18 protein-coding genes and 1 tRNA gene are annotated in these 19,356 nt (G+C 61.8%); 16 read left to right on the forward strand and 3 right to left on the reverse strand.

Going from position 1 to position 19,356, the window contains the following annotated elements; translation table 11 throughout:
- Positions 1-67 precede the first annotated feature (67 nt).
- Positions 68-673 carry a hypothetical protein gene (locus PVA39_RS10820; RefSeq protein WP_274124064.1) on the reverse strand — a complete coding sequence of 202 codons (606 nt, stop codon included), beginning with the start codon at positions 671-673 and terminating at the stop codon, positions 68-70.
- Between the two features lie 295 nt (positions 674-968).
- Here PVA39_RS10820 and hppD point away from each other — a divergent pair, with 295 nt between their 5' ends.
- The 6 genes from hppD to PVA39_RS10850 all read left to right on the forward strand — a co-directional run bounded on the left by hppD (position 969) and on the right by PVA39_RS10850 (position 8,775).
- Positions 969-2,051 carry a 4-hydroxyphenylpyruvate dioxygenase gene (gene hppD / locus PVA39_RS10825; protein ID WP_274124065.1) on the forward strand — a complete coding sequence of 361 codons (1,083 nt, stop codon included), beginning with the start codon at positions 969-971 and terminating at the stop codon, positions 2,049-2,051.
- 4 nt (positions 2,052-2,055) lie between these two features.
- A complete protein-coding gene (locus PVA39_RS10830) occupies positions 2,056-3,195 on the forward strand; it encodes a homogentisate 1,2-dioxygenase (protein WP_147176420.1) in 1,140 nt (379 codons plus the stop codon).
- On the forward strand, positions 3,195-4,181 hold the full coding sequence (locus tag PVA39_RS10835) for a fumarylacetoacetate hydrolase family protein (protein WP_274124066.1): 987 nt from the start codon (positions 3,195-3,197) through the stop codon (positions 4,179-4,181). The genes PVA39_RS10830 and PVA39_RS10835 overlap by 1 nt, the downstream gene beginning before the upstream one ends.
- A gap of 250 nt (positions 4,182-4,431) precedes the next feature.
- A complete protein-coding gene (gene maiA / locus PVA39_RS10840) occupies positions 4,432-5,082 on the forward strand; it encodes a maleylacetoacetate isomerase (RefSeq protein ID WP_274124067.1) in 651 nt (216 codons plus the stop codon).
- 83 nt (positions 5,083-5,165) lie between these two features.
- Positions 5,166-6,551, forward strand: coding sequence for an amino acid permease (locus PVA39_RS10845; protein ID WP_274124068.1), 1,386 nt, complete (start codon positions 5,166-5,168; stop codon positions 6,549-6,551).
- A gap of 268 nt (positions 6,552-6,819) precedes the next feature.
- Positions 6,820-8,775, forward strand: coding sequence for a methyl-accepting chemotaxis protein (locus PVA39_RS10850; RefSeq protein WP_274124069.1), 1,956 nt, complete (start codon positions 6,820-6,822; stop codon positions 8,773-8,775).
- 143 nt (positions 8,776-8,918) lie between these two features.
- Here PVA39_RS10850 and PVA39_RS10855 read toward each other — a convergent pair whose 3' ends face one another.
- Complete coding sequence (locus PVA39_RS10855; RefSeq protein WP_274124070.1) at positions 8,919-10,046, reverse strand: metal-dependent hydrolase; 1,128 nt, start codon at positions 10,044-10,046, stop codon at positions 8,919-8,921.
- Between the two features lie 146 nt (positions 10,047-10,192).
- Here PVA39_RS10855 and arfB point away from each other — a divergent pair, with 146 nt between their 5' ends.
- Positions 10,193-10,606: an alternative ribosome rescue aminoacyl-tRNA hydrolase ArfB gene (arfB, locus tag PVA39_RS10860; protein WP_274124071.1), complete on the forward strand. Its 414-nt coding sequence runs from the start codon at positions 10,193-10,195 to the stop codon at positions 10,604-10,606.
- 347 nt (positions 10,607-10,953) lie between these two features.
- Here the strand turns inward: arfB and dkgB are convergent, their stop codons facing one another.
- Positions 10,954-11,757 carry a 2,5-didehydrogluconate reductase DkgB gene (dkgB, locus tag PVA39_RS10865; protein ID WP_274124072.1) on the reverse strand — a complete coding sequence of 268 codons (804 nt, stop codon included), beginning with the start codon at positions 11,755-11,757 and terminating at the stop codon, positions 10,954-10,956.
- Positions 11,758-11,908: 151 nt separating this feature from the next.
- Between dkgB and PVA39_RS10870 the strand changes: the two genes are divergently transcribed.
- From PVA39_RS10870 to pheS, 9 genes are all read left to right on the forward strand, one after another.
- Positions 11,909-12,802, forward strand: coding sequence for a LysR family transcriptional regulator (locus PVA39_RS10870; RefSeq protein ID WP_274124073.1), 894 nt, complete (start codon positions 11,909-11,911; stop codon positions 12,800-12,802).
- A 150-nt stretch (positions 12,803-12,952) separates the two neighbouring features.
- Positions 12,953-13,354: a PA2779 family protein gene (locus PVA39_RS10875; RefSeq protein WP_274124074.1), complete on the forward strand. Its 402-nt coding sequence runs from the start codon at positions 12,953-12,955 to the stop codon at positions 13,352-13,354.
- The gene (locus PVA39_RS10880; protein WP_274124075.1) at positions 13,339-14,298 is read left to right on the forward strand and encodes a PA2778 family cysteine peptidase; all 960 of its coding nucleotides are present in this window, start codon (positions 13,339-13,341) and stop codon (positions 14,296-14,298) included. Before PVA39_RS10875 ends, PVA39_RS10880 begins: the two co-directional genes overlap by 16 nt.
- Positions 14,299-14,713: 415 nt before the next feature.
- A tRNA-Val gene (locus PVA39_RS10885) sits at positions 14,714-14,790 on the forward strand.
- A 288-nt stretch (positions 14,791-15,078) separates the two neighbouring features.
- Entirely contained in the window at positions 15,079-17,001 is a 1,923-nt protein-coding gene (thrS, locus tag PVA39_RS10890) for a threonine--tRNA ligase (protein ID WP_274124076.1), read from the forward strand.
- Entirely contained in the window at positions 17,001-17,552 is a 552-nt protein-coding gene (gene infC, locus PVA39_RS10895) for a translation initiation factor IF-3 (protein WP_170833973.1), read from the forward strand. Before thrS ends, infC begins: the two co-directional genes overlap by 1 nt.
- A 59-nt stretch (positions 17,553-17,611) precedes the next feature.
- Positions 17,612-17,806 (forward strand): 50S ribosomal protein L35, encoded by a 195-nt coding sequence (gene rpmI / locus PVA39_RS10900; RefSeq protein ID WP_013791845.1) that lies wholly within the window; start codon positions 17,612-17,614, stop codon positions 17,804-17,806.
- A gap of 27 nt (positions 17,807-17,833) precedes the next feature.
- Entirely contained in the window at positions 17,834-18,190 is a 357-nt protein-coding gene (gene rplT, locus PVA39_RS10905; protein ID WP_013791844.1) for a 50S ribosomal protein L20, read from the forward strand.
- A 129-nt stretch (positions 18,191-18,319) separates the two neighbouring features.
- The gene (gene pheS / locus PVA39_RS10910; RefSeq protein WP_013791843.1) at positions 18,320-19,336 is read left to right on the forward strand and encodes a phenylalanine--tRNA ligase subunit alpha; all 1,017 of its coding nucleotides are present in this window, start codon (positions 18,320-18,322) and stop codon (positions 19,334-19,336) included.
- Positions 19,337-19,356: the final 20 nt, after the last annotated feature.

Here is a 19,356-nt window from a genome sequence, read left to right on the forward strand (position 1 = left end):
AACCTGGCATCACAACCAATCGCGTAGGAGCGCCGCCCCCGGCGCGAATCGGTGGACTACCAAAAAACTACTCCTGCGGCAGCTTGCTGCCCCATTGCTGGATCGCCTTGACGCGCTGCTGGCTGGCGTTGACCGCCTTGTCGATCTCCTGGTTGTAGTCGTCCAGCCAGCTGCGCGAGCCGGGCACCATGTCTGCCAGGTCGCGCATGCCGCTCTTCAGCGCCGCCAGGCTTTGCTGGTAGCTCTGCTCCTGGCCGAGCAAGGTACGGCCCATCAGCTTCAGCGCCGCGATGTCCTGGGATGGCGCCGCCGCCGCCGGGGCCGCTGCAGCGGGCGCTGGAGGCGGAGGCGTGGCGGCCAGTTTCAGCAGGGCGTCCTGGCGCTTCTGGTCTTCCTTGAGCGTATTCAACTCCGTCTCCAACTGCTCGGCACGATGTTGCAGGGCGGCGAAGGCTTCCGGGTCGAAGGGCGGCGGCTCGTCGGCCAGCATCTTCACCACCGCCGAGGTCGCCAGGCTGGAGAGAATGATGAACAGCAGCATGGCCAGGGCGAAGATCAGGATGCGGTTGAGGCGGTTGGCCTTTTCCAGCTTGGCCAGGCGCTCCTCGTCGCTGGGAGGCGCCAGATCGAGGGCGGCGGGGCTTTCAGCTTCTTTAGGCGTTTCACTGCTCATGGCGGCCTCGTTGTTATGGCGCTGATGGATGCTGTCATTCTGGCAGCGTTTTAGACGATCTGCCTGCGCATCGCCAGCATCCTGTCGGCAGGTTAATCGACCGCTCTGTAAAGAAAGGTTTACGTGATTAGCCGTTCAACACGTCTGGACGCCACAATTGCCGGCTGTTTGCTTGGGCATGTAGCGAAGCCTTTCCAGCGGTAGGTGTAGCACCAGGCTTGGGAGCACCGCGCGGCCTTGTTCGCCTGCGGCACCTCGATTGTCATGAAGCCATAACGACAACGAGGGTAACCCCATGAACGCCGTGTCCAGAATCGAGCAGCACAACCCCATCGGCACCGACGGTTTCGAATTCGTCGAATTCACCGCGCCGACGGCTGAAGGTATCGAGCAGTTGCGCCAGCTGTTTACCGCCATGGGCTTCACCGAAACCGCCAAGCATCGCAGCAAGCAGGTGTGGCTGTTCCAGCAGCACGACGTGAACTTCGTGCTCAACGGCAGCCCGACCGGCCACGTGCATGCCTTCGCGCAAAAGCACGGACCGAGCGCCTGCGCCATGGCATTCCGGGTCAAGAATGCTGCCCAGGCCGCGGCCTACGTGAAAGAGCAGGGCGCTACGCTGGTCGGCAGTCATGCCAACTTCGGCGAGTTGAGCATTCCCTGCGTCGAAGGCATCGGCGGCTCCTTGTTGTATCTGGTGGATCGCTACGGCGAGCACAGCATCTATGACGTCGACTTCGAGTTCATCGAAGGCCGCTCGGCCAACGACAACGCCGTCGGCCTGCAATGCATCGACCACCTGACTCACAACGTCAAACGCGGGCAGATGGACGTCTGGTCCGGCTTTTACGAGCGCATCGCCGGCTTCCGTGAGATTCGCTACTTCGATATCGAAGGCAAGCTCACCGGCCTGCTGTCCCGGGCGATGACCGCGCCGTGCGGCAAGATCCGCATCCCGATCAACGAATCGGCGGACGACAAGTCGCAGATCGAGGAATTCATCCGCGAGTACCACGGCGAGGGCATTCAGCACATTGCCCTGGCCACCGACGACATCTACGCCACGGTGCGCCAGCTGCAGGCCAACGGCGTGGCTTTCATGAGCACCCCGGACACCTACTACGAGAAGGTCGACCAGCGCGTGGCCGGCCACGGCGAGCCGCTGGACGTGCTGCGTGAGCTGAACCTGCTGATCGACGGGGCGCCGGGCGATGACGGCATCCTGCTGCAGATCTTCACCAACACGGTAATCGGCCCGATCTTCTTCGAGATCATCCAGCGCAAGGGCAATCAGGGCTTTGGCGAGGGCAATTTCAAGGCCCTGTTCGAGTCCATCGAAGAAGATCAGCTGCGTCGCGGTGTGATCAGCGAGGAGTGAGGCCATGAGCCGTAAATGGATCAGCTTTCCCCTGCGTGAAGGCGAGCACTCGCGCCAGGCTCACTGCGATTTTCCCGCCGACACCTACGAGCGGGAAATGGGGCGCGAGGGCTTCTTCGGTCCGGTGACGCACCTGCACCACAAGCATCCGCCCACCGGCTGGATCGACTGGCAGGGGCCACTGCGCCCCCACGCCTTCAACTTCAACAGGATTCCCAGCGAGCAGGATTGTCCGTTCGAGGCGCCGCTGACCCTGCACAACGCCGACATTCGCCTGCGCGTATGGAAGACCGCCAGCGCCATGCGCCACTTGGTGCGCAACAGCGATGGCGACGAGCTGCTGTTCGTACACGATGGCGCCGGCCACTTCCATTGCGATTTCGGCCATCTGGAATACCGTGATGGCGACTACCTGGTGATTCCCCGCGGCACTGCATGGCGTATCGAGCCGACTGCGCCTAGTCATTTCCTGCTGGTCGAGAACACCGACGGTGCCTATCAGCTACCGGAAAAAGGCCTGCTCGGCGGCCAGGCGATCTTCGACCCGGCGGTGCTCGATCACCCGCATATCGACGACGCCTTCAAGGCCCAGCAGGACGAAAGCACCTGGCAGATTCGCATCAAGCGGCGTAACCAGATCAGCACCGTGACCTATCCTTACAACCCGCTCGATGCGGTGGGCTGGCACGGTGATAACACCGTGGTGCGGGTCAACTGGCGCGACATCCGCCCGCTGATGAGCCATCGCTACCACTTGCCGCCCTCGGTACACACTACCTTCGTGGCCAAGGGCTTCGTGGTCTGCACCTTCACGCCGCGGCCGGTGGAATCCGACCCCGGCGCGCTCAAGGTGCCGTTCTTCCACAACAACGACGATTACGACGAGGTGCTGTTCTACCACCGCGGCAACTTCTTCAGCCGCGACAACATCGAGGCCGGCATGGTCACCCTGCACCCGTGCGGCTTCCCCCACGGCCCACATCCCAAGGCGTTGAAAAAGGCGCAGACCGACCCGGCCACCTTCGCCGAGGAAGTGGCGGTGATGATCGACACCCGCCATGGCCTGGAAGTGACCGACGCCGCTGCCGCGGTGGATGTCGCCGAATACGTGAATTCCTGGCGCGCGCCAGGCAAGGAGTCCTGATGAAACTGGCATCGCTGAACCAGGGCCGCGACGGCGCTCTGGTGGTGGTTTCCCGCGACTTGAGCCGCGCCGTGCGCGTGGCGCAGATCGCCCCGACGCTGCAGGCCGCGCTGGACGACTGGGCGAGCAAACGCCCGCAGCTCGAAGCGGTGTACCAGCGCCTCAACGACGGGCTGGAGGCGCAAGCCTTCGACTTCGATCAGAGTGCCTGCCACAGCCCGCTGCCCCGTGCCTATCATTGGGCCGACGGCAGTGCTTACGTCAATCACGTGGAGTTGGTGCGCAAGGCGCGCGGCGCCGAGATGCCGGAGTCCTTCTGGCACGACCCGCTGATGTATCAGGGCGGCTCGGACACCTTCATCGCACCCCACGCGCCAATCCGTATGGGCGACGAAGCCTGGGGCATCGACCTGGAGGCCGAGCTAGCGGTGATAACCGATGATGTGCCCATGGGCGCTACGCCAGCCCAGGCGGCCGGGCATATCCAGCTGCTGATGCTGGTCAACGACGTGTCCTTGCGCAACCTGATTCCCGGCGAGCTGGGCAAGGGTTTCGGCTTCTACCAGAGCAAGCCGTCGTCGAGCTTCTCGCCGGTGGCGGTCACCCCGGATGAGCTGGGCGATAGCTGGCGCGATGGCCGCGTGCATCGGCCGCTGGTGTCGCACATCAACGGCGCGCTGTTCGGTCAGCCGGATGCCGGCACAGACATGACCTTCGACTTCCCGACCCTTATCGCCCACGCCGCACGTACACGGCCTCTGGGCAGCGGCACCATCATCGGCTCGGGCACCGTCTCCAACTACGACCGCAGCGCCGGCTCCAGCTGCCTGGCCGAAAAGCGCATGCTCGAAGTGATCGAACACGGCGAGGCGAAGACGCCGTTTCTCAAGTTCGGCGACCGGGTGCGCATCGAGATGTTCGATGCCGCCGGGGCGAGCATCTTCGGCGCCATCGACCAGCAGGTGGAACGTTACGACGCCCATTGATCCGTGGGAGCGGTTTTAGCCGCGAGGTTTCAGCGCCTTTGATATTGATCGCGGCTGAAGCCGCTCCCACAGTCGTGTTTCGAAGGGAGCCCCATCGTGACTTGGGCTCTGCGAAAAGGGTGCGCGTTGATCTGGTGAAATGCTACGGCGCCGCTGATGCGTAGGAGCGGCTTCAGCCGCGAGCTCTGGGCGCCTTCGAGCCTGATCACGGCCCAAGCCGCTCCCTCGAAGCCATGTTTAGGAATTCGCAATGTTGAAACTCTATGGCTACTGGCGTTCCAGCGCCGCCTACCGGGTGCGTATCGCGCTCAACCTTAAGGGCCTGGCTTACCAGCAGGTGCCGGTGCATCTGGTGCGCGATGGCGGTGAGCAGCATGGCCAGGCGTATCAAGCCTTGAATCCCCAGGGCCTGGTGCCGTTGCTGGTGGACGAGGAGAACGGCGATGTGCGCATCGCCCAGTCCCTGGCGATCATCGAATACCTGGAGGAAATCTTCCCGGTGCCGGCGATCCTGCCGGCCGATCCCGTCGCCCGTGCTCAGGTGCGCGCCCTGGCGCTGCATCTCGCCTGTGACGTGCATCCACTCAACAATCTGCGGGTGCTGCAGTACCTGAGCCGTGAGCTGTGCGTGGACGACGCGGCGAAGACCGCCTGGTACCGCCATTGGGTGGCCGAAGGCCTGGCAGCGGTGGAGCAGGGGCTGGCGATCCACGGCGATGGATTCTCCCTCGGCACGCGGCCCGGCTATCTGGAAGCCTCTTTGATTCCACAGGTGTACAATGCGCGCCGTTTCGACTGTGACCTCGATGCGTATCCACGCATTCTCGCGCTCACCGCCCGTTGTGAGGCCCTTGATGCATTCCGGCATGCCGCGCCGGAGGCTCAGCCCGACGCGCAGTAGGCCGCCAGTAATCCAAGCCATTCCGCCAGGCCACGAGCCGGGCGGGTTCGATCCCGTCACGGTCGATCACCCACAGGTGACAGATGCCAAGCGAAATGCTCCAAACCGGCCCGCTCAAGCGCGGCCTGAAGAACCGCCACATTCAGTTGATCGCCCTGGGCGGTGCCATCGGTACCGGCCTGTTTCTGGGTTCTGCCGGCGTCATGGCTTCGGCCGGCCCATCGATGATTCTCGGCTACGCGATCGGCGGTTTCATCGCCTTTCTGATCATGCGCCAGCTTGGCGAGATGATCGTCGAGGAGCCGGTTGCCGGCTCGTTCAGTCACTTCGCTCACGCCTATTGGGGCCCGTTCGCCGGTTTCCTGTCCGGCTGGAACTACTGGGTGCTCTACGTGCTGGTGGGCATGGCCGAGCTCACGGCGGTGGGCAAGTACGTGCAGTACTGGTGGCCGGAGATCCCCACCTGGGCGACCGCAGCGGCGTTCTTCGTGCTGATCAACGCCATCAACCTGACCAACGTGCGGGTGTTCGGCGAGGCCGAGTTCTGGTTCTCGATCATCAAGGTGGCGGCGATCGTGGGCATGATCCTGCTCGGCTGCTACCTGCTGTTCAGCGGCGCGGGTGGTGAGCAGGCGTCGATCAGCAACCTGTGGAGCCACGGCGGCTTCTTTCCCAACGGGATTTCCGGGCTGGTGATGATGGCCATCATCATGTTCTCCTTTGGTGGCCTGGAGCTGGTGGGCATCACCGCCGCCGAAGCCGACCAGCCGAAGACGGTGATTCCCAAGGCCATTAACCAGGTGGTCTACCGCATCCTGATCTTCTACATCGGCGCGCTGACCGTGCTGCTCTCGCTGCACCCCTGGGATGACCTGGTCGCGACCCTGACCGCGGGCGGCGACTCCTACGGCAGCAGCCCCTTCGTGCAGATCTTTTCGCTGATCGGCAGCGACACCGCTGCGCACCTGCTCAACTTCGTGGTGCTCACCGCGGCGCTGTCGGTCTACAACAGCGGCGTGTACTGCAACAGCCGCATGCTCTACGGCCTGGCCGAGCAGGGCAACGCACCCAAACGCCTGCTCAAGGTCGACAAGCGTGGCGTGCCAGTGCTGGCCATCGCTGTATCGGCGTTGTTCACGCTGATCTGCGTGGTGGTCAACTACCTGGTGCCCAAGAGCGCGCTGGAGCTGCTGATGTCGCTGGTGGTCGCTGCCCTGGTGATCAACTGGGCGATGATCAGCCTGGCCCACATCAAGTTCCGCAAGACCATGCAGGCCAAGGGCGTCGAACCGTCCTTCAAGGCCTTCTGGTTCCCGTTCGCCAACTACCTGTGTCTGGCCTTCGTGGTGTTCATCCTCGGCGTGATGCTGTTCATCCCGGGCATTCGTATGTCGGTATTCGCCATTCCGTTCTGGCTGCTGTTCATCTGGGGCTGCTTCCAGATTCGCCAGCGCCGTCTGGTCAATTAACGGCCAGTATCTCTGCCGCCCGCAGTGCAATGCTGCGGGCGGCATCTGTGCCAGATTCCTGACCGCCTCGACAGTTCTGTAACTGTTTGTCTCAGGTGCGGACGGCGACTCCACGTACGCCGGTATAGTGGCGACTTGATGGCGCCAGTGATTTGCTTTTTCCCTCAGGATTTTCCGCTTGCGGCCGATTAGGGTACTGAAGCCAGGGTCGCGCGCTCACAAGGCGCCTGCGTACCGCACTCATACAAAAACAAATGGAGCCGCTTGGATGTTGCATTCTGCCACTCGACTGTTCGTCGACCTCTCCGTAGGCAAGAAACTTCTGGTCGGTTTTGGCCTGGTATTGCTGTTGACCGTCGCCGTGACCGCTTCCGGTTTCGTGGCCGTGAAGGCTGTGATGCAGGGACATGCCCAGTCGGTGTCGCTGTCGAGCATCGACGCCCAGATCCTCAGCGCCCGGCGCCTGGAGCGCGACTATGCGATCAGCCACAGTGAGGCCGACGCCCAACGCATGCGTGAGCAGCTCGCCAAGGTCCGTGCCGGTCTTGTCGAACAAATGGCCACGGCTACGCCCAGCGAGCGCGAGCGCTTGCAGGCCATGGACGCGGCCACTGCCGACTATCTTCAGCAGTTCGACGCCAGCGTGCAGCAGCAGGCGCGCGCCAACGAAGCGCGCAAGCAGATGGACGAGGCTGCCCAGGAGGCGCGTAGCCAGTTCGAGATGATCGAGTTGGGCATGTACGACGCCGTGCGCGAACTGCGCCTTGCCGGCGATAAGCTGCGTGGCAGTGACCCGCTGACCCTGGCGGAAACCGCTTCCAATCTCAGCAAGCGCATGCTCGAGCTGCGCAGCCACGAAAGCCAGTTCATCATCGATGGCTCATCATCCGCGCTGGAAGACTGGAATTTTGTCATCTACGACCTGCAATCCTCGGCCAATGGCCTGATGGTCTGGCTGAGCGACGATCAGAAGCGCGCCATCGAGGCTGCCCTGGCGGCGTTGACGAGCTACCAGCAGGCGTTCACCAACTTCCAGCAGGTGCATGAGCAGAGCCTGGCCAGCGACGCTGCCATGCTCAAACAGGCCGATCAGGTGCTGGCGTTGGCCGAGCAGGCCAAGAGTGCCGAAGAACAGGCCATGGGCGATGACAGCCGCAACGCCATCCTGCTGCTCGGCAGCATGGGCATCGCGGCGGTAGTGATTGGCCTGTTCGCCGCCTTCACCATCAGCCGTTCCATCGTCGCGCCGCTGCGCCAGACCGTGGAATTCGCGCGGCGCATTGCCGGCGGTGACCTGAGCCAGGATTTACCGCAGAACCGCAACGACGAACTCGGCCAACTGCTCGAAGCCATGCAGGGCATGACCCGCAGCCTGCGTGACTTGGTCGGCCGCATCGGCACCGGTGTCGGGCAGATCGCAGCCGCTGCCGAGCAGTTGTCAGCCATCACTGCCCAGACCAGTGCCGGCGTGCAGACCCAGAAAGAGGAAACCGAACAGACTGCCACCGCCATGCACCAGATGGCCGCCACGGTGCAGGAGGTGGCGCAGAACGCCGAACAGGCTTCGTTGGCTGCGGCCGACGCCGACCGCGAGGCGCAGCAGGGCAATCAGGTGGTACAGCAGGCGATCAGCCAGGTCGGCAAGCTGGCGGAGGAGGTGGAGCAATCGGCCGAAGCCATGCAGGCGCTCAACAAGGAAAGCGGTCGCATCGGCGGTGTGCTGGAAGTGATTCGTGCGGTGGCCGAGCAGACCAACCTGCTGGCGCTCAACGCTGCCATCGAGGCCGCCCGCGCTGGTGATCAGGGCCGCGGCTTTGCTGTAGTGGCCGATGAAGTGCGCGCCCTGGCGCGCCGTACCCATGACTCTACGCAGGAAATCGAGAGCCTGATCGCCAATCTGCAGCGCCTGGCTGATGGTGCAGTCACGCAGATGGAAGGCAGTCGCGCGCTGACCCAGCGTACCGTGGGCTTGGCCGGCGAGGCGGGCGATGCCCTCGGCCGCATCACCCAGGCGGTCAGTACCATCGAACAGATGAACCAGCAGATCGCCGCCGCCGCGGAAGAGCAGAGCGCTGTGGCGGAAACCATCAGCGAAAGCGTCACCCGGGTGCGCGATATCGGCGAGCAGAGCGCCAGTGCCAGCCAACAGACCGCGGCCTCCAGCGCCGAACTGGCGCGTCTGGGCGTCGAGCTGCAGGGCTTGGTGCGGCAGTTCAGGACCTGAGATCGCGAATGCCCGGGAGAGGGCTTCCCGGGTATCGCTTCGCCCCACCCAGGCTACGGTTCGGGGCTTGGCATGGTCGGATTCGTAGCCCGGGTTGAGCCTGCGATACCCGGGTAGATTTCTGTGTTTGATAGCGGGTGCCGTTACAGCGCTGGGTCGCTTGTCTCACTCGCGAAGCTTGCAGCTTTGCGTCCCGGTTTCAGGTCATTATCGGCCGCGCCACCACCTTGCGGATCACGACTCAACTCGCCGGCCCACAATGCCAACGGCACAGGCGTCGCGGGGTTCCAGATGCGTTGCCAAAGCAGGGCCAGGCGCTGTATATCGCCACGCTCAGACGGCCAGCGCTCAATGTAGGGCTGCACCTGCCAGGCGCCGTTCTGCCGATGGGCGAAGTCGAAGCGGAACGGGTGGAAGCCGGTCATGCCCAAACGAATGTCGGTGACTACCAGGTGATCGCCGATGCGGTCGTAACGCAGCACGTCATTGGTGAACCACTTCAGCCGCTGATGGGCGGGTGAATCCTCCAAGGCCTGGCCTAGCGCCGCACCGCGCGGCATGCGCTCCAGCACTGGCGGCGCACTGTCGAACCAGCCGACCAGCGCTTCGTAATAATCCTCGCCTTCGATGGCCACCACGCGCCACAGCAGTGTGTTGAACGGCGTCGGCGAGCTGAAAATGGCCTCGGCTTCGATGCCCTGGCGCGCCAGTTCCTGCTCCACGCGATGTTCGGCCATGTACTTGCCGCCCAAGGTCGAGGCGAGATAGACCGTGGAAAACGCCAGGGCCCAGTTGACCACCGGGTTGGCCTTGTCCTTCAAACCGGCGATCAGCCCGTAGATCACCGCGCCCAGCAGCGGCAGGCTGTAGATCGGGTCAATGATGAAGATGCTCGACCAGGCCGCCGGCGTTGGTGCGAATGGCCAGAGCAGTTGTGTGCCGTAGCTGGTGAAGGCGTCGAGAAGGGGATGGGTGATCAGCACCAACCAGATGGCCAGGAACAGTCGGCGTGATGAATAGCCGGGGTTGGGTCGCCATTGGCGCAAGAACCAGGTCAGCAGCAGGGCGAAGCCGGTCAGCACGAACAGCGAATGGCTGAAGCCGCGATGGTAGGTCATGGCCGCTACAGCATCGCCGTAGTCGATCATCACGTCCATATCGGGCAGCGTGCCCAGCACAGCGCCATATAGCAGCGCCTTGCGCCCTTGCCAGCGGCCCAGCAGCGCGCCCTGAATGCTGGCGCCAAGTACGGCTTGGGTGATCGAATCCATGGGGTGTTCTCGCAGGCGGTGGAGGCGGGTGGCTTAACTTACTTGAGCGCTGCAAAGGGCATAGAAGCAAATTTCAAGCAAAGGTTTCAGCCATGCTGGCGTCTACCTTGGGCTATCCTGCACGCCCACCCGAAACAAGGCGCCCCATGCTGGTCATCTCCAACAGCGTTCATCTGCCTGACGATGAAATCGAGCTCACCGCCATTCGCGCTCAGGGCGCGGGTGGGCAAAACGTCAACAAGGTGTCCAGCGCGATGCACCTGCGCTTCGACAGCCAAGCATCCTCACTGCCGCTGTTCTACAAGGAACGGCTGCTGGCCCTGCGTGACAGCCGCATCACCGCCGATGGCGTGGTGATCATCAAGGCCCAGCAATACCGCACTCAGGAGCAGAACCGTGCCGACGCTCTAGAGCGCCTAGCCGAGCTGATTCGCTCTGCCGGCAAGACCGAGAAAGCCCGGCGCCCGACCAAACCGACCCTCGGCTCCAAGAAACGCCGACTGGAAGGCAAGTCCAAGCGCGGAGCGATCAAGGCAGGTAGGGGCAAGGTCGACTTCTAAGAGCCTGGTCTGGTCATAATCTTTCAGCCCGGTCTGCAGATTTGGCAGCTAAGAGGCGGAGGCGGTCATCAATGCAGCATCTGTGGGAGCGGGCCATGCCCGCGATTTTTCGCGCGCATGGCGCGCTCCCACAGTGGATACGATGGCTCCCACGCTCCAGCGTGGTAGCTCAGGCCGCGGTGCTCTGCGCCTGCTCCGGCTGCACACGGCATACAACAGCGAACGCAGAGCGTCCTCGGAGGCATTCCCCAGAAGAGCGTGAGGAGCGATCAGTTGAGTGGCCGCTTCTGCCTTGTAGTTGCCGCATCAGGCGCATAGAGATCATGAACAGGCTCTGAACCGTACGCTCAATCCCACTGCGGCGCGAAGTCCGGGTTGGCCAGGCGTTCGCCGCGCTCCAGTTTGGCGATAGCGGTCATGTCTTGCTCGCTGAGGGTGAGCTTCAAGGCGCCCAGGTTGCTCTGCAAGTTGCTGCGTTTGGTCGACGACGGAATTACCGCGAAGCCCTGTTGCAGTGCCCAGGCCAGCGCGACCTGCGCCGGGTTCGCGGCATGCTTGCTGGCAATTTCCTGGATCACCGGGTCGGTCATTACCTTGCCGTAGGCCAGCGGCATATAGGCGGTGAGATGAATGCCGTGCTCGCGGGCGAAGTCCACTACCTTGCGGTTCTGCAGGAACGGATGGATCTCCACCTGGTTGGTAGCGATCTGGTCGGCGCCGACCACTTCCATGGCCTGCTGCAGATGCGCGTTGGTGAAGTTGGATACGCCGAGCTGCGCCGTCAGGCCGGCGGCCTTGGCTTCCATAAGGGCAGCCACGTATTCGGCGACTTGGATTTCATCGTTCGGCGAGGGCCAGTGGATCAGCGTCAGGTCGACCTGCTCCATCTGCAGCTTGCGCAGACTTTCCTTCAGGCTGGGGATCAGCTTGTCGGCGCTCAGGCTGTCGATCCAGATCTTGGTGGTGACGAACAGCTCGCTGCGCGGCACGCCGGCGGCAGCGATGGCCTGGCCGACCTCGGCTTCATTGCCATAGATCTGCGCGGTATCGATATGCCGGTAGCCGAGTTCCAGGCCATTGCGGACCGAGTCGATGACCTGCTGTTCCTTGAGGCGGTAGGTGCCGAGGCCGAGGGCGGGAATCTGTTGCATATGTCGCTCCTGTCTAATGGGTGACTGTCTGTAGCTGACCGCGATCCGCATGGGTGGTTTCGCGTTTCTGGGTGCAGTCTGGGCCATGGACTTGTGCGGAAAAACCGCGTTTCATGGCAAACATATTTGCTTGCTGGTCACGAATGCCTCCATGAAAACTTCCCTCGACGAGCTACTCGCCTTCAGCACCGTGGTCGCCGCCGGCTCGATTAGCGCGGCGGCGCAGCAGCTCGGGCAGACTGCCTCGGGCATCAGCCGCGCCCTCAGTCGGCTGGAGGAAAAGCTCGAAGTCACCCTGCTGCAGCGCACCACCCGGCGCCTGGAACTGACCGAAGAAGGGCAGGCGTTTCTGCTTCAGGCACGGCGCATCATCGCCAGCGTCGAGGAGGCCGAAGAGCAGATGAGCATGCGTAGGCAAACGCCAGCCGGAAGGCTGCGCGTCAACGCCGCGGCGCCATTCGTGCTGCATGCGGTGGTGCCGCTGATCAAAGGCTTTCGCGAGCGTTACCCGAACATCGAGCTGGAATTGCACAGCAGCGACCAGATCATCGATCTGATCGAGCAGCGCACCGACGTGGCCATCCGTATTGGCCCTCTGCGCGATTCGACCCTGCACGCGCGGCCACTGGGCAGTAGTCGCCGTCGCGTGCTGGCCAGCCCGGCCTACCTGGCAGAGTACGGCGTGCCGGAAAGCGTCGAGGCGTTGCATCAGCACAGCCTGCTCGGCTTCACCCAGCCGGAAAGCCTCAACCAGTGGCCGCTGCGCCATGCACAGGGCGACAGTTTCACCATCGTGCCCAGCCTCAATGCGTCCAGCGGCGAGACGCTGCGGCAGCTGGCGCTGGAGGGCGTGGGCATCGTCTGCCTGTCGGATTTCATGACCCATCTGGACCTTAGTCGTGGCAGCTTGGTGGAGATCCTCGCCGAGCACACGCTGGAGGTGCGCCAACCGATCCACGCCGTGTACTACCGCAACACGGCGCTGACCTCGCGTATCACCTGTTTTCTCGATTACCTGAGCAGTGAATTGAGCACGATGGGGTGATGAAGTACGGCCTTGGAAGCAAGGCGCTCCATACGCCTTGAGACCCCGTGATTATTGGCCTGGAGGGAAGGGCAAAGACGTTGCAGATATAGGCGGAACTGGCTGTGTGCCACATGGGTCTAGGATGATGGTTGATAAGGAGATACCAAAATGACCAAATCCCCGTTCTTTCGTCGTCTGGCTGCCATGCTGGCAGTGTTCCATGCCCTTATGATCGCCCAGGTTCCACTCGCCAATGCCGCGATGATCGGCACGGGTGAAGTGCTGACCCAGCAACAACAGCAGGTCGACCGTGATCAGCTGCTGTCGATGCTCGACGATCAGCAGGTCAAGGACAAACTGCTCGCCATGGGTGTGGAGCGTGATCAGGTAGAGAACCGCATCAACAACCTGACCAGCGCCGAACTCGCGCAATTCAACCAGCAGCTGTCCGAGGCACCGGCAGGTGCCGGTGTCGTGGGCATCATCGTGTTGTTCTTGGTGATCTTCATCATCACCGATATGCTCTGCGCCACCGACATCTTCAGTTTCGTGAAATGCATAAATCGCTAAGACTGCTTTCCGCTTCACTGCTCATCGTCCTGCTCGGCGCATGCGCCAGGTCTCCGGTACTGTCACCGGAGGCCCAGCGCCTGCCCGAGCGGGTCGAACTCACCAGCGTCCCCTTCTATCCGCAGACTGCTTATCAGTGTGGGCCGGCCGCTCTGGCGACCATGCTCAACCAGCGTGGTGTGCTGACTACGCCGGGCTATCTGCAGGAGCAGGTCTACATTCCAGGTCGTGAAGGCAGCCTGCAGGTCGAGATGGTCGCCGCGGCGCGAGCCCATGATCTGCTCGTCTATCCCCTCAAGCCGAAGCTCGATTCGCTGCTGACCGAAGTGGCTGCCGGCAACCCGGTGCTGGTGCTGCAGAATCTTGGCTTCGACTGGTACCCGCAGTGGCACTTCGCGGTACTGGTCGGTTATGACCAGCGCGAGAAGACCCTGACCCTGCGTTCCGGCACCACCAGTCGCTGGGTCACCAGTTTTGCAGCCTTCGACAAAACCTGGGCACGCGGCCAGCGCTGGGCAGTGCTGACCATGCACCCGGAAGATCTGCCGGCCACTGCCGAGCCGACCGTGTGGTTGAAAGCCGCGGCTGATCTGGAAGAGGTAGGCCGCAAGGATGTCGCCCAGTCTGCCTATCGAACCGCTACCAAGCGCTGGCCGGAGCAAGCAGTAGGCTGGTTCGCCCTGGCTAACAGCCGTTACGCCGGTGGCGACCTGCGCGGCGCTGAAGCGGCGTTTCGCGAGAGTGTCAGCCGTCAGGCAGATTTCGCGCCGGGCTGGTTCAACCTCTCACAGGTGCTCGACGAGCGCGGTTGCAAAACCGAAGCCGCCAGCGCCCGCCAGTGCGCCCAACGCCTGAAACCGGAAGACAAGCGTTTCACTGTTATCGGCAAGCGGGGCAATGCCAGTGAGCAGTGCGCGGCACCGGTGGCCTGTCCGGTTCAGTAACGGTGGATGGGGGGAAACAAACGGCGCTTATCGAGCGCCGTTTTTTGTATGTGTCGAAAATAGCTTAAGGCGACTCCCACATATAGTCGGAAGCGGGTTACCCGTGGGAGCGGGCATGAGCTAGGCGTCCCGCCCGCTCCCACGGAAGATCACCGCTCCCCGTTATTGACTGTAGGATGGGCGCAGCCCATCGATAGCTGCATCGATATACGAGGCTTACCCATGGCCCGCGCTCCACCTAAGCGCTGAGTCGTAGCCTGGGTCGAGCGAAGCGATACCCAGGAATTCTGGCAGCCTCGCTCCACGGGGGCAGGGCATCCAACCCACCAAATCAAAAAAACTCAGTTTTTTTAGTCAGTTAGCGAAAAAAGGTGTTGACTCTTTTTCGCCGCTCCGTAGAATGCGCACCCACAGCAGGCACATAGCTCAGTTGGTTAGAGCACCACCTTGACATGGTGGGGGTCGTTGGTTCGAATCCAATTGTGCCTACCAAATTCTTTAAATGGTCGCTTCGGCGGCCATTTTTTTTGCTCGTTGTTTTTGCGTAGTCGTCGCAGCTCGCTCGGCGCTTCGGAATTTTCGAAGATGGCCGGTTTGCCTTGTCAGGCCCGCGCGATTCTGAAAGCATCCACCGTTTCACATCCTCCAGTGACTGCGGTTCGTTCTCGGTTGGCCTCACGGCCCCTGCCTCTGTATGGCAGATACGCCACCGGATCGCTTACTGGCTCATCCCAACCCATGTGGCCTTTGGTAGAGGTCACCACTAGGAGAGGAGGCGCCATGCCCACCATTACTCTTCCCGATGGCAGTCAGCGTTCGTTCGATCACCCGGTATCCGTACTCGAGGTGGCGCAATCCATTGGCGCCGGCCTGGCCAAGGCCACCGTTGCCGGCAAGGTCGACGGCCGTCTGGTCGACGCCTGCGACCTGATCGAAAACGACGCGACCCTGCAGATCATCACCCCGAAGGACCAGGAGGGTGTCGATATCATCCGCCACTCCTGCGCCCATCTGGTCGGTCACGCGGTCAAGCAGCTGTACCCGACAGCGCGCATGGTCATCGGTCCGGTCATCGACGATGGCTTCTATTACGACATCGCCTACGAGCGCCCCTTCACGCCTGAAGACGTGACCGCTATCGAAGCGCGCATGAAAGAGCTGATCGACAAGGACTACGACGTCATCAAGAAAGTGACGCCGCGTGCCGAAGTCATCGACGTGTTCAAGTCCCGTGGCGAAGACTACAAGCTGCGCCTGGTCGACGACATGCCGGACGAACAGGCCATGGGCCTGTACTACCACGAAGAGTACGTGGACATGTGCCGCGGCCCGCATGTGCCCAACACCCGCTTCCTCAAGGCGTTCAAGCTGACCAAGCTGTCCGGCGCCTACTGGCGTGGCGATGCCAAGAACGAGCAGCTGCAGCGCGTTTACGGCACCGCTTGGGCGGACAAGAAGCAGCTGGCGGCCTACATCCAGCGCATCGAAGAAGCCGAGAAGCGTGATCACCGCAAGATCGGCAAGCAGCTCGACCTGTTCCACCTGCAGGAAGAAGCGCCGGGCATGGTGTTCTGGCACGCCAACGGCTGGACCGTTTACCAGGTGCTCGAGCAGTACATGCGCCAGGTGCAGCGCGAGAACGGTTACTCGGAAATCAAGACCCCGCAGGTCGTCGATCGCATCCTTTGGGAGCGCTCCGGTCACTGGTCCAACTACGCCGAGAACATGTTCACCACCTCGTCGGAAAGCCGCGACTACGCGGTGAAGCCGATGAACTGCCCGTGCCACGTGCAGGTGTTCAACCAGGGCTTGAAGTCCTACCGCGACCTGCCGCTGCGTCTTGCCGAGTTCGGTGCTTGCCATCGCAACGAGCCGTCCGGCGCGCTGCACGGCATCATGCGCGTACGTGGCTTCGTGCAGGACGATGCGCACATCTTCTGCACCGAAGAGCAGGTGAAGAAGGAAGCGGCCGATTTCATCAAGCTGACCCTGGACGTCTACAAGGACTTCGGCTTCACCGACATCGCCATGAAGCTGTCGACTCGCCCGGCCAAGCGCGTGGGTTCCGAGGAGTTGTGGGATCGCGCCGAAGGCGCCCTGGCCGATGCGCTGAACGAATCCGGCCTGGAGTGGGAATACCAGCCAGGCGAGGGCGCGTTCTACGGCCCGAAGATCGAGTTCACCCTGCGCGACTGCCTCGGCCGTAACTGGCAGTGCGGCACTCTGCAGTACGACCCGAACCTGCCGGAGCGCCTCGACGCCAGCTACATCGCCGAAGACAACAGCCGCGTGCGCCCGGTCATGCTGCACCGCGCCATCCTCGGTTCGTTCGAGCGCTTCATCGGCATGCTGATCGAGCACTATGCCGGCGTGTTCCCGGCGTGGCTGGCGCCGACCCAGGCGGTGATCATGAACATCACCGACAAGCAGGCCGATTTCGCCCTCGAAGTCGAAAAAACGTTGAATCAAAACGGATTTCGTGCCAAGTCGGACTTGAGGAACGAGAAGATTGGCTTTAAAATCCGCGAGCATACTTTGCTCAAGGTTCCCTATCTGCTGGTGATCGGCGATCGGGAAGTCGAGACAAGAACTGTCGCTGTGCGCACTCGTGAGGGTGCCGATCTGGGCTCCATGCCCGTCGCTCAATTCACTGAATTGCTCGCGCAAGCGGTTTCCCGGCGTGGTCGCCAAGAATTGGAGTAATCATTATTAAGCGTGATATGAGACAAGATAAACGAGGCGCCCCGAAGGCTCCGATCAACGAGAATATCTCGGCACGCGAGGTTCGGTTAATTGGCGCTGACGGTGAGCAAATTGGCATCGTCTCTATTGATGAAGCGCTTAGGATCGCTGAAGAGGCCAAGCTGGACCTGGTAGAAATCTCTGCCGACGCCCAGCCGCCTGTGTGCAGGATCATGGACTACGGCAAGCACCTCTTCGAGAAGAAGAAGCAAGCTGCCATTGCCAAGAAGAACCAGCACCAGCAGCAGATCAAGGAAATCAAGTTTCGTCCAGGGACGGAAGAAGGGGATTACCAGGTAAAACTACGCAACCTGGTACGTTTCCTGATGGAAGGGGACAAGGCCAAGATCTCTCTGAGATTCCGTGGTCGTGAGATGGCCCACCAGGAGCTGGGTATGGAACTGTTGAAGCGGGTCGAAGCCGACCTCGCCGAACACGGTACCGTCGAACAGCATCCTAAGATGGAAGGACGCCAGCTAATGATGGTCATCGCTCCCAAACGCAAGAAATAACCTCCAGGGCACGGCAGGCCTTATGGTTATCTATATCAACTGAATGCGGAGTTACGAACATGCCAAAGATGAAAACCAAGAGCGGCGCTGCCAAGCGCTTTCTCAAAACGGCTGCGGGCTTCAAGCACAAGCATGCTTTCAAGAGCCACATCCTGACCAAGATGTCCACCAAGCGTAAGCGTCAACTTCGCGGTAGCGAACTGATGCATCCGTCGGACAAGGCAAAAGTCGAGCGCATGCTGCGCGTTCGTTAATCTCGGTCAAGATAGAGGAAATTACTCATGGCTCGTGTTAAGCGTGGCGTTATCGCTCGTGCTCGTCACAAAAAAATCCTGAAACTGGCTAAAGGCTACTACGGCGCACGTTCGCGTGTATTCCGTGTTGCCAAGCAGGCTGTCATCAAGGCGGGTCAATACGCCTACCGTGACCGTCGCCAGAAAAAACGTCAGTTCCGCGCTCTGTGGATCGCTCGTATCAACGCTGGTGCTCGCATCAACGGTCTGTCCTACAGCCGTCTGATCGCTGGCCTGAAAAAAGCGTCGATCGAAATCGACCGCAAGGTTCTGGCTGATCTGGCAGTGAACGAAAAAGCGGCGTTTGCTGCGATTGTCGAGAAAGCGAAAGCCGTACTGGCTTAAGTCCCCGACAATCACCGGGTTTCCCGGTGCACTAGAGGCGACAGGCGTAACCCGCAGGTCGACTCTAAACGTCATCGACAGGGGAAGAGCCTTCAAGCTCTTCCCCTGTTTCGTATCTGGAGTCTGTAAATGGAAAATCTGGATGTGCTGGTCTCGCAAGCGCTCGAGGCTGTCAGTCACACCGACGATGTGAACGCCCTGGAACAACTGCGGGTTCACTATCTGGGCAAGAAAGGCGAGCTGACCCAGGTCATGAAGACTCTGGGCAACCTGTCTGCCGAAGAACGCCCCAAGGCGGGCGCGCTGATCAACTCGGCCAAGGAGCGCGTCCAGGACGCCCTCAACAGCCGTAAAGAGATTCTCGAGTCGGCGGCTCTGAGTGCCAAGCTCGCTGCCGAACGTATCGATGTCACCCTGCCGGGCCGCGGCCAGGCATCCGGTGGCTTGCATCCGGTTACCCGTACCCTGGAGCGCGTAGAGCAGTTCTTTACCCGCATTGGTTACGGCATCGCCGAAGGCCCCGAAGTGGAGAACGACTACCACAACTTCGAGGCGCTCAACATTCCGGGCCACCACCCGGCGCGTGCCATGCACGACACCTTCTATTTCAACGCCAACATGCTGCTGCGCACCCATACCTCGCCGGTACAGGTACGCACCATGGAAGCCCAGCAGCCGCCGATCCGTATCGTCTGCCCGGGCCGCGTGTACCGTTGCGATTCCGATATCACCCACTCGCCGATGTTCCACCAGGTCGAAGGCCTGTTCGTGGACGAAGGCGTGAGCTTCGCCGACCTCAAGGGCACCATCGAGGAATTCCTCCGCGTGTTCTTCGAGAAGCCCCTGGGCGTGCGTTTCCGTCCTTCCTTCTTCCCGTTCACCGAGCCGTCGGCCGAAGTCGACATGCAGTGCGTGATGTGCAGCGGCAAAGGCTGTCGCGTGTGCAAGCAGACCGGCTGGCTGGAAGTGATGGGCTGCGGCATGGTGCACCCCAACGTGCTGCGCATGAGCGGCATCGACCCGGAAAAATACTCCGGCTTCGCCTTCGGTATGGGCGTCGAGCGCCTGGCCATGCTGCGCTACGGCGTCAACGATTTACGGCTGTTCTTCGATAACGACCTGCGGTTCCTGGCGCAATTTCGCTAGCCCCCAGCAGTTTCGTAATC

The sequence above is a fragment of the Pseudomonas sp. CNPSo 3701 genome (assembly GCF_028674975.1).
In the GTDB taxonomy this organism is placed as follows: Bacteria; Pseudomonadota; Gammaproteobacteria; order Pseudomonadales; family Pseudomonadaceae; genus Aquipseudomonas; species Aquipseudomonas straminea.

Coding starts and splice junctions, on each gene's coding strand:
- rplT (WP_013791844.1), top strand. CDS start 17,834: ATGGCTCGTGTTAAGCGTGGCGTTATCGCTCGTGCTCGTCACAAAAAA.
- maiA (WP_274124067.1), top strand. CDS start 4,432: ATGTTGAAACTCTATGGCTACTGGCGTTCCAGCGCCGCCTACCGGGTG.
- PVA39_RS10880 (WP_274124075.1), top strand. CDS start 13,339: ATGCATAAATCGCTAAGACTGCTTTCCGCTTCACTGCTCATCGTCCTG.
- PVA39_RS10855 (WP_274124070.1), bottom strand. CDS start 10,046: ATGGATTCGATCACCCAAGCCGTACTTGGCGCCAGCATTCAGGGCGCG.
- PVA39_RS10870 (WP_274124073.1), top strand. CDS start 11,909: ATGAAAACTTCCCTCGACGAGCTACTCGCCTTCAGCACCGTGGTCGCC.
- arfB (WP_274124071.1), top strand. CDS start 10,193: ATGCTGGTCATCTCCAACAGCGTTCATCTGCCTGACGATGAAATCGAG.
- PVA39_RS10835 (WP_274124066.1), top strand. CDS start 3,195: ATGAAACTGGCATCGCTGAACCAGGGCCGCGACGGCGCTCTGGTGGTG.
- PVA39_RS10850 (WP_274124069.1), top strand. CDS start 6,820: ATGTTGCATTCTGCCACTCGACTGTTCGTCGACCTCTCCGTAGGCAAG.
- PVA39_RS10875 (WP_274124074.1), top strand. CDS start 12,953: ATGACCAAATCCCCGTTCTTTCGTCGTCTGGCTGCCATGCTGGCAGTG.
- PVA39_RS10820 (WP_274124064.1), bottom strand. CDS start 673: ATGAGCAGTGAAACGCCTAAAGAAGCTGAAAGCCCCGCCGCCCTCGAT.
- thrS (WP_274124076.1), top strand. CDS start 15,079: ATGCCCACCATTACTCTTCCCGATGGCAGTCAGCGTTCGTTCGATCAC.
- dkgB (WP_274124072.1), bottom strand. CDS start 11,757: ATGCAACAGATTCCCGCCCTCGGCCTCGGCACCTACCGCCTCAAGGAA.
- rpmI (WP_013791845.1), top strand. CDS start 17,612: ATGCCAAAGATGAAAACCAAGAGCGGCGCTGCCAAGCGCTTTCTCAAA.
- PVA39_RS10845 (WP_274124068.1), top strand. CDS start 5,166: ATGCCAAGCGAAATGCTCCAAACCGGCCCGCTCAAGCGCGGCCTGAAG.
- pheS (WP_013791843.1), top strand. CDS start 18,320: ATGGAAAATCTGGATGTGCTGGTCTCGCAAGCGCTCGAGGCTGTCAGT.
- hppD (WP_274124065.1), top strand. CDS start 969: ATGAACGCCGTGTCCAGAATCGAGCAGCACAACCCCATCGGCACCGAC.
- PVA39_RS10830 (WP_147176420.1), top strand. CDS start 2,056: ATGAGCCGTAAATGGATCAGCTTTCCCCTGCGTGAAGGCGAGCACTCG.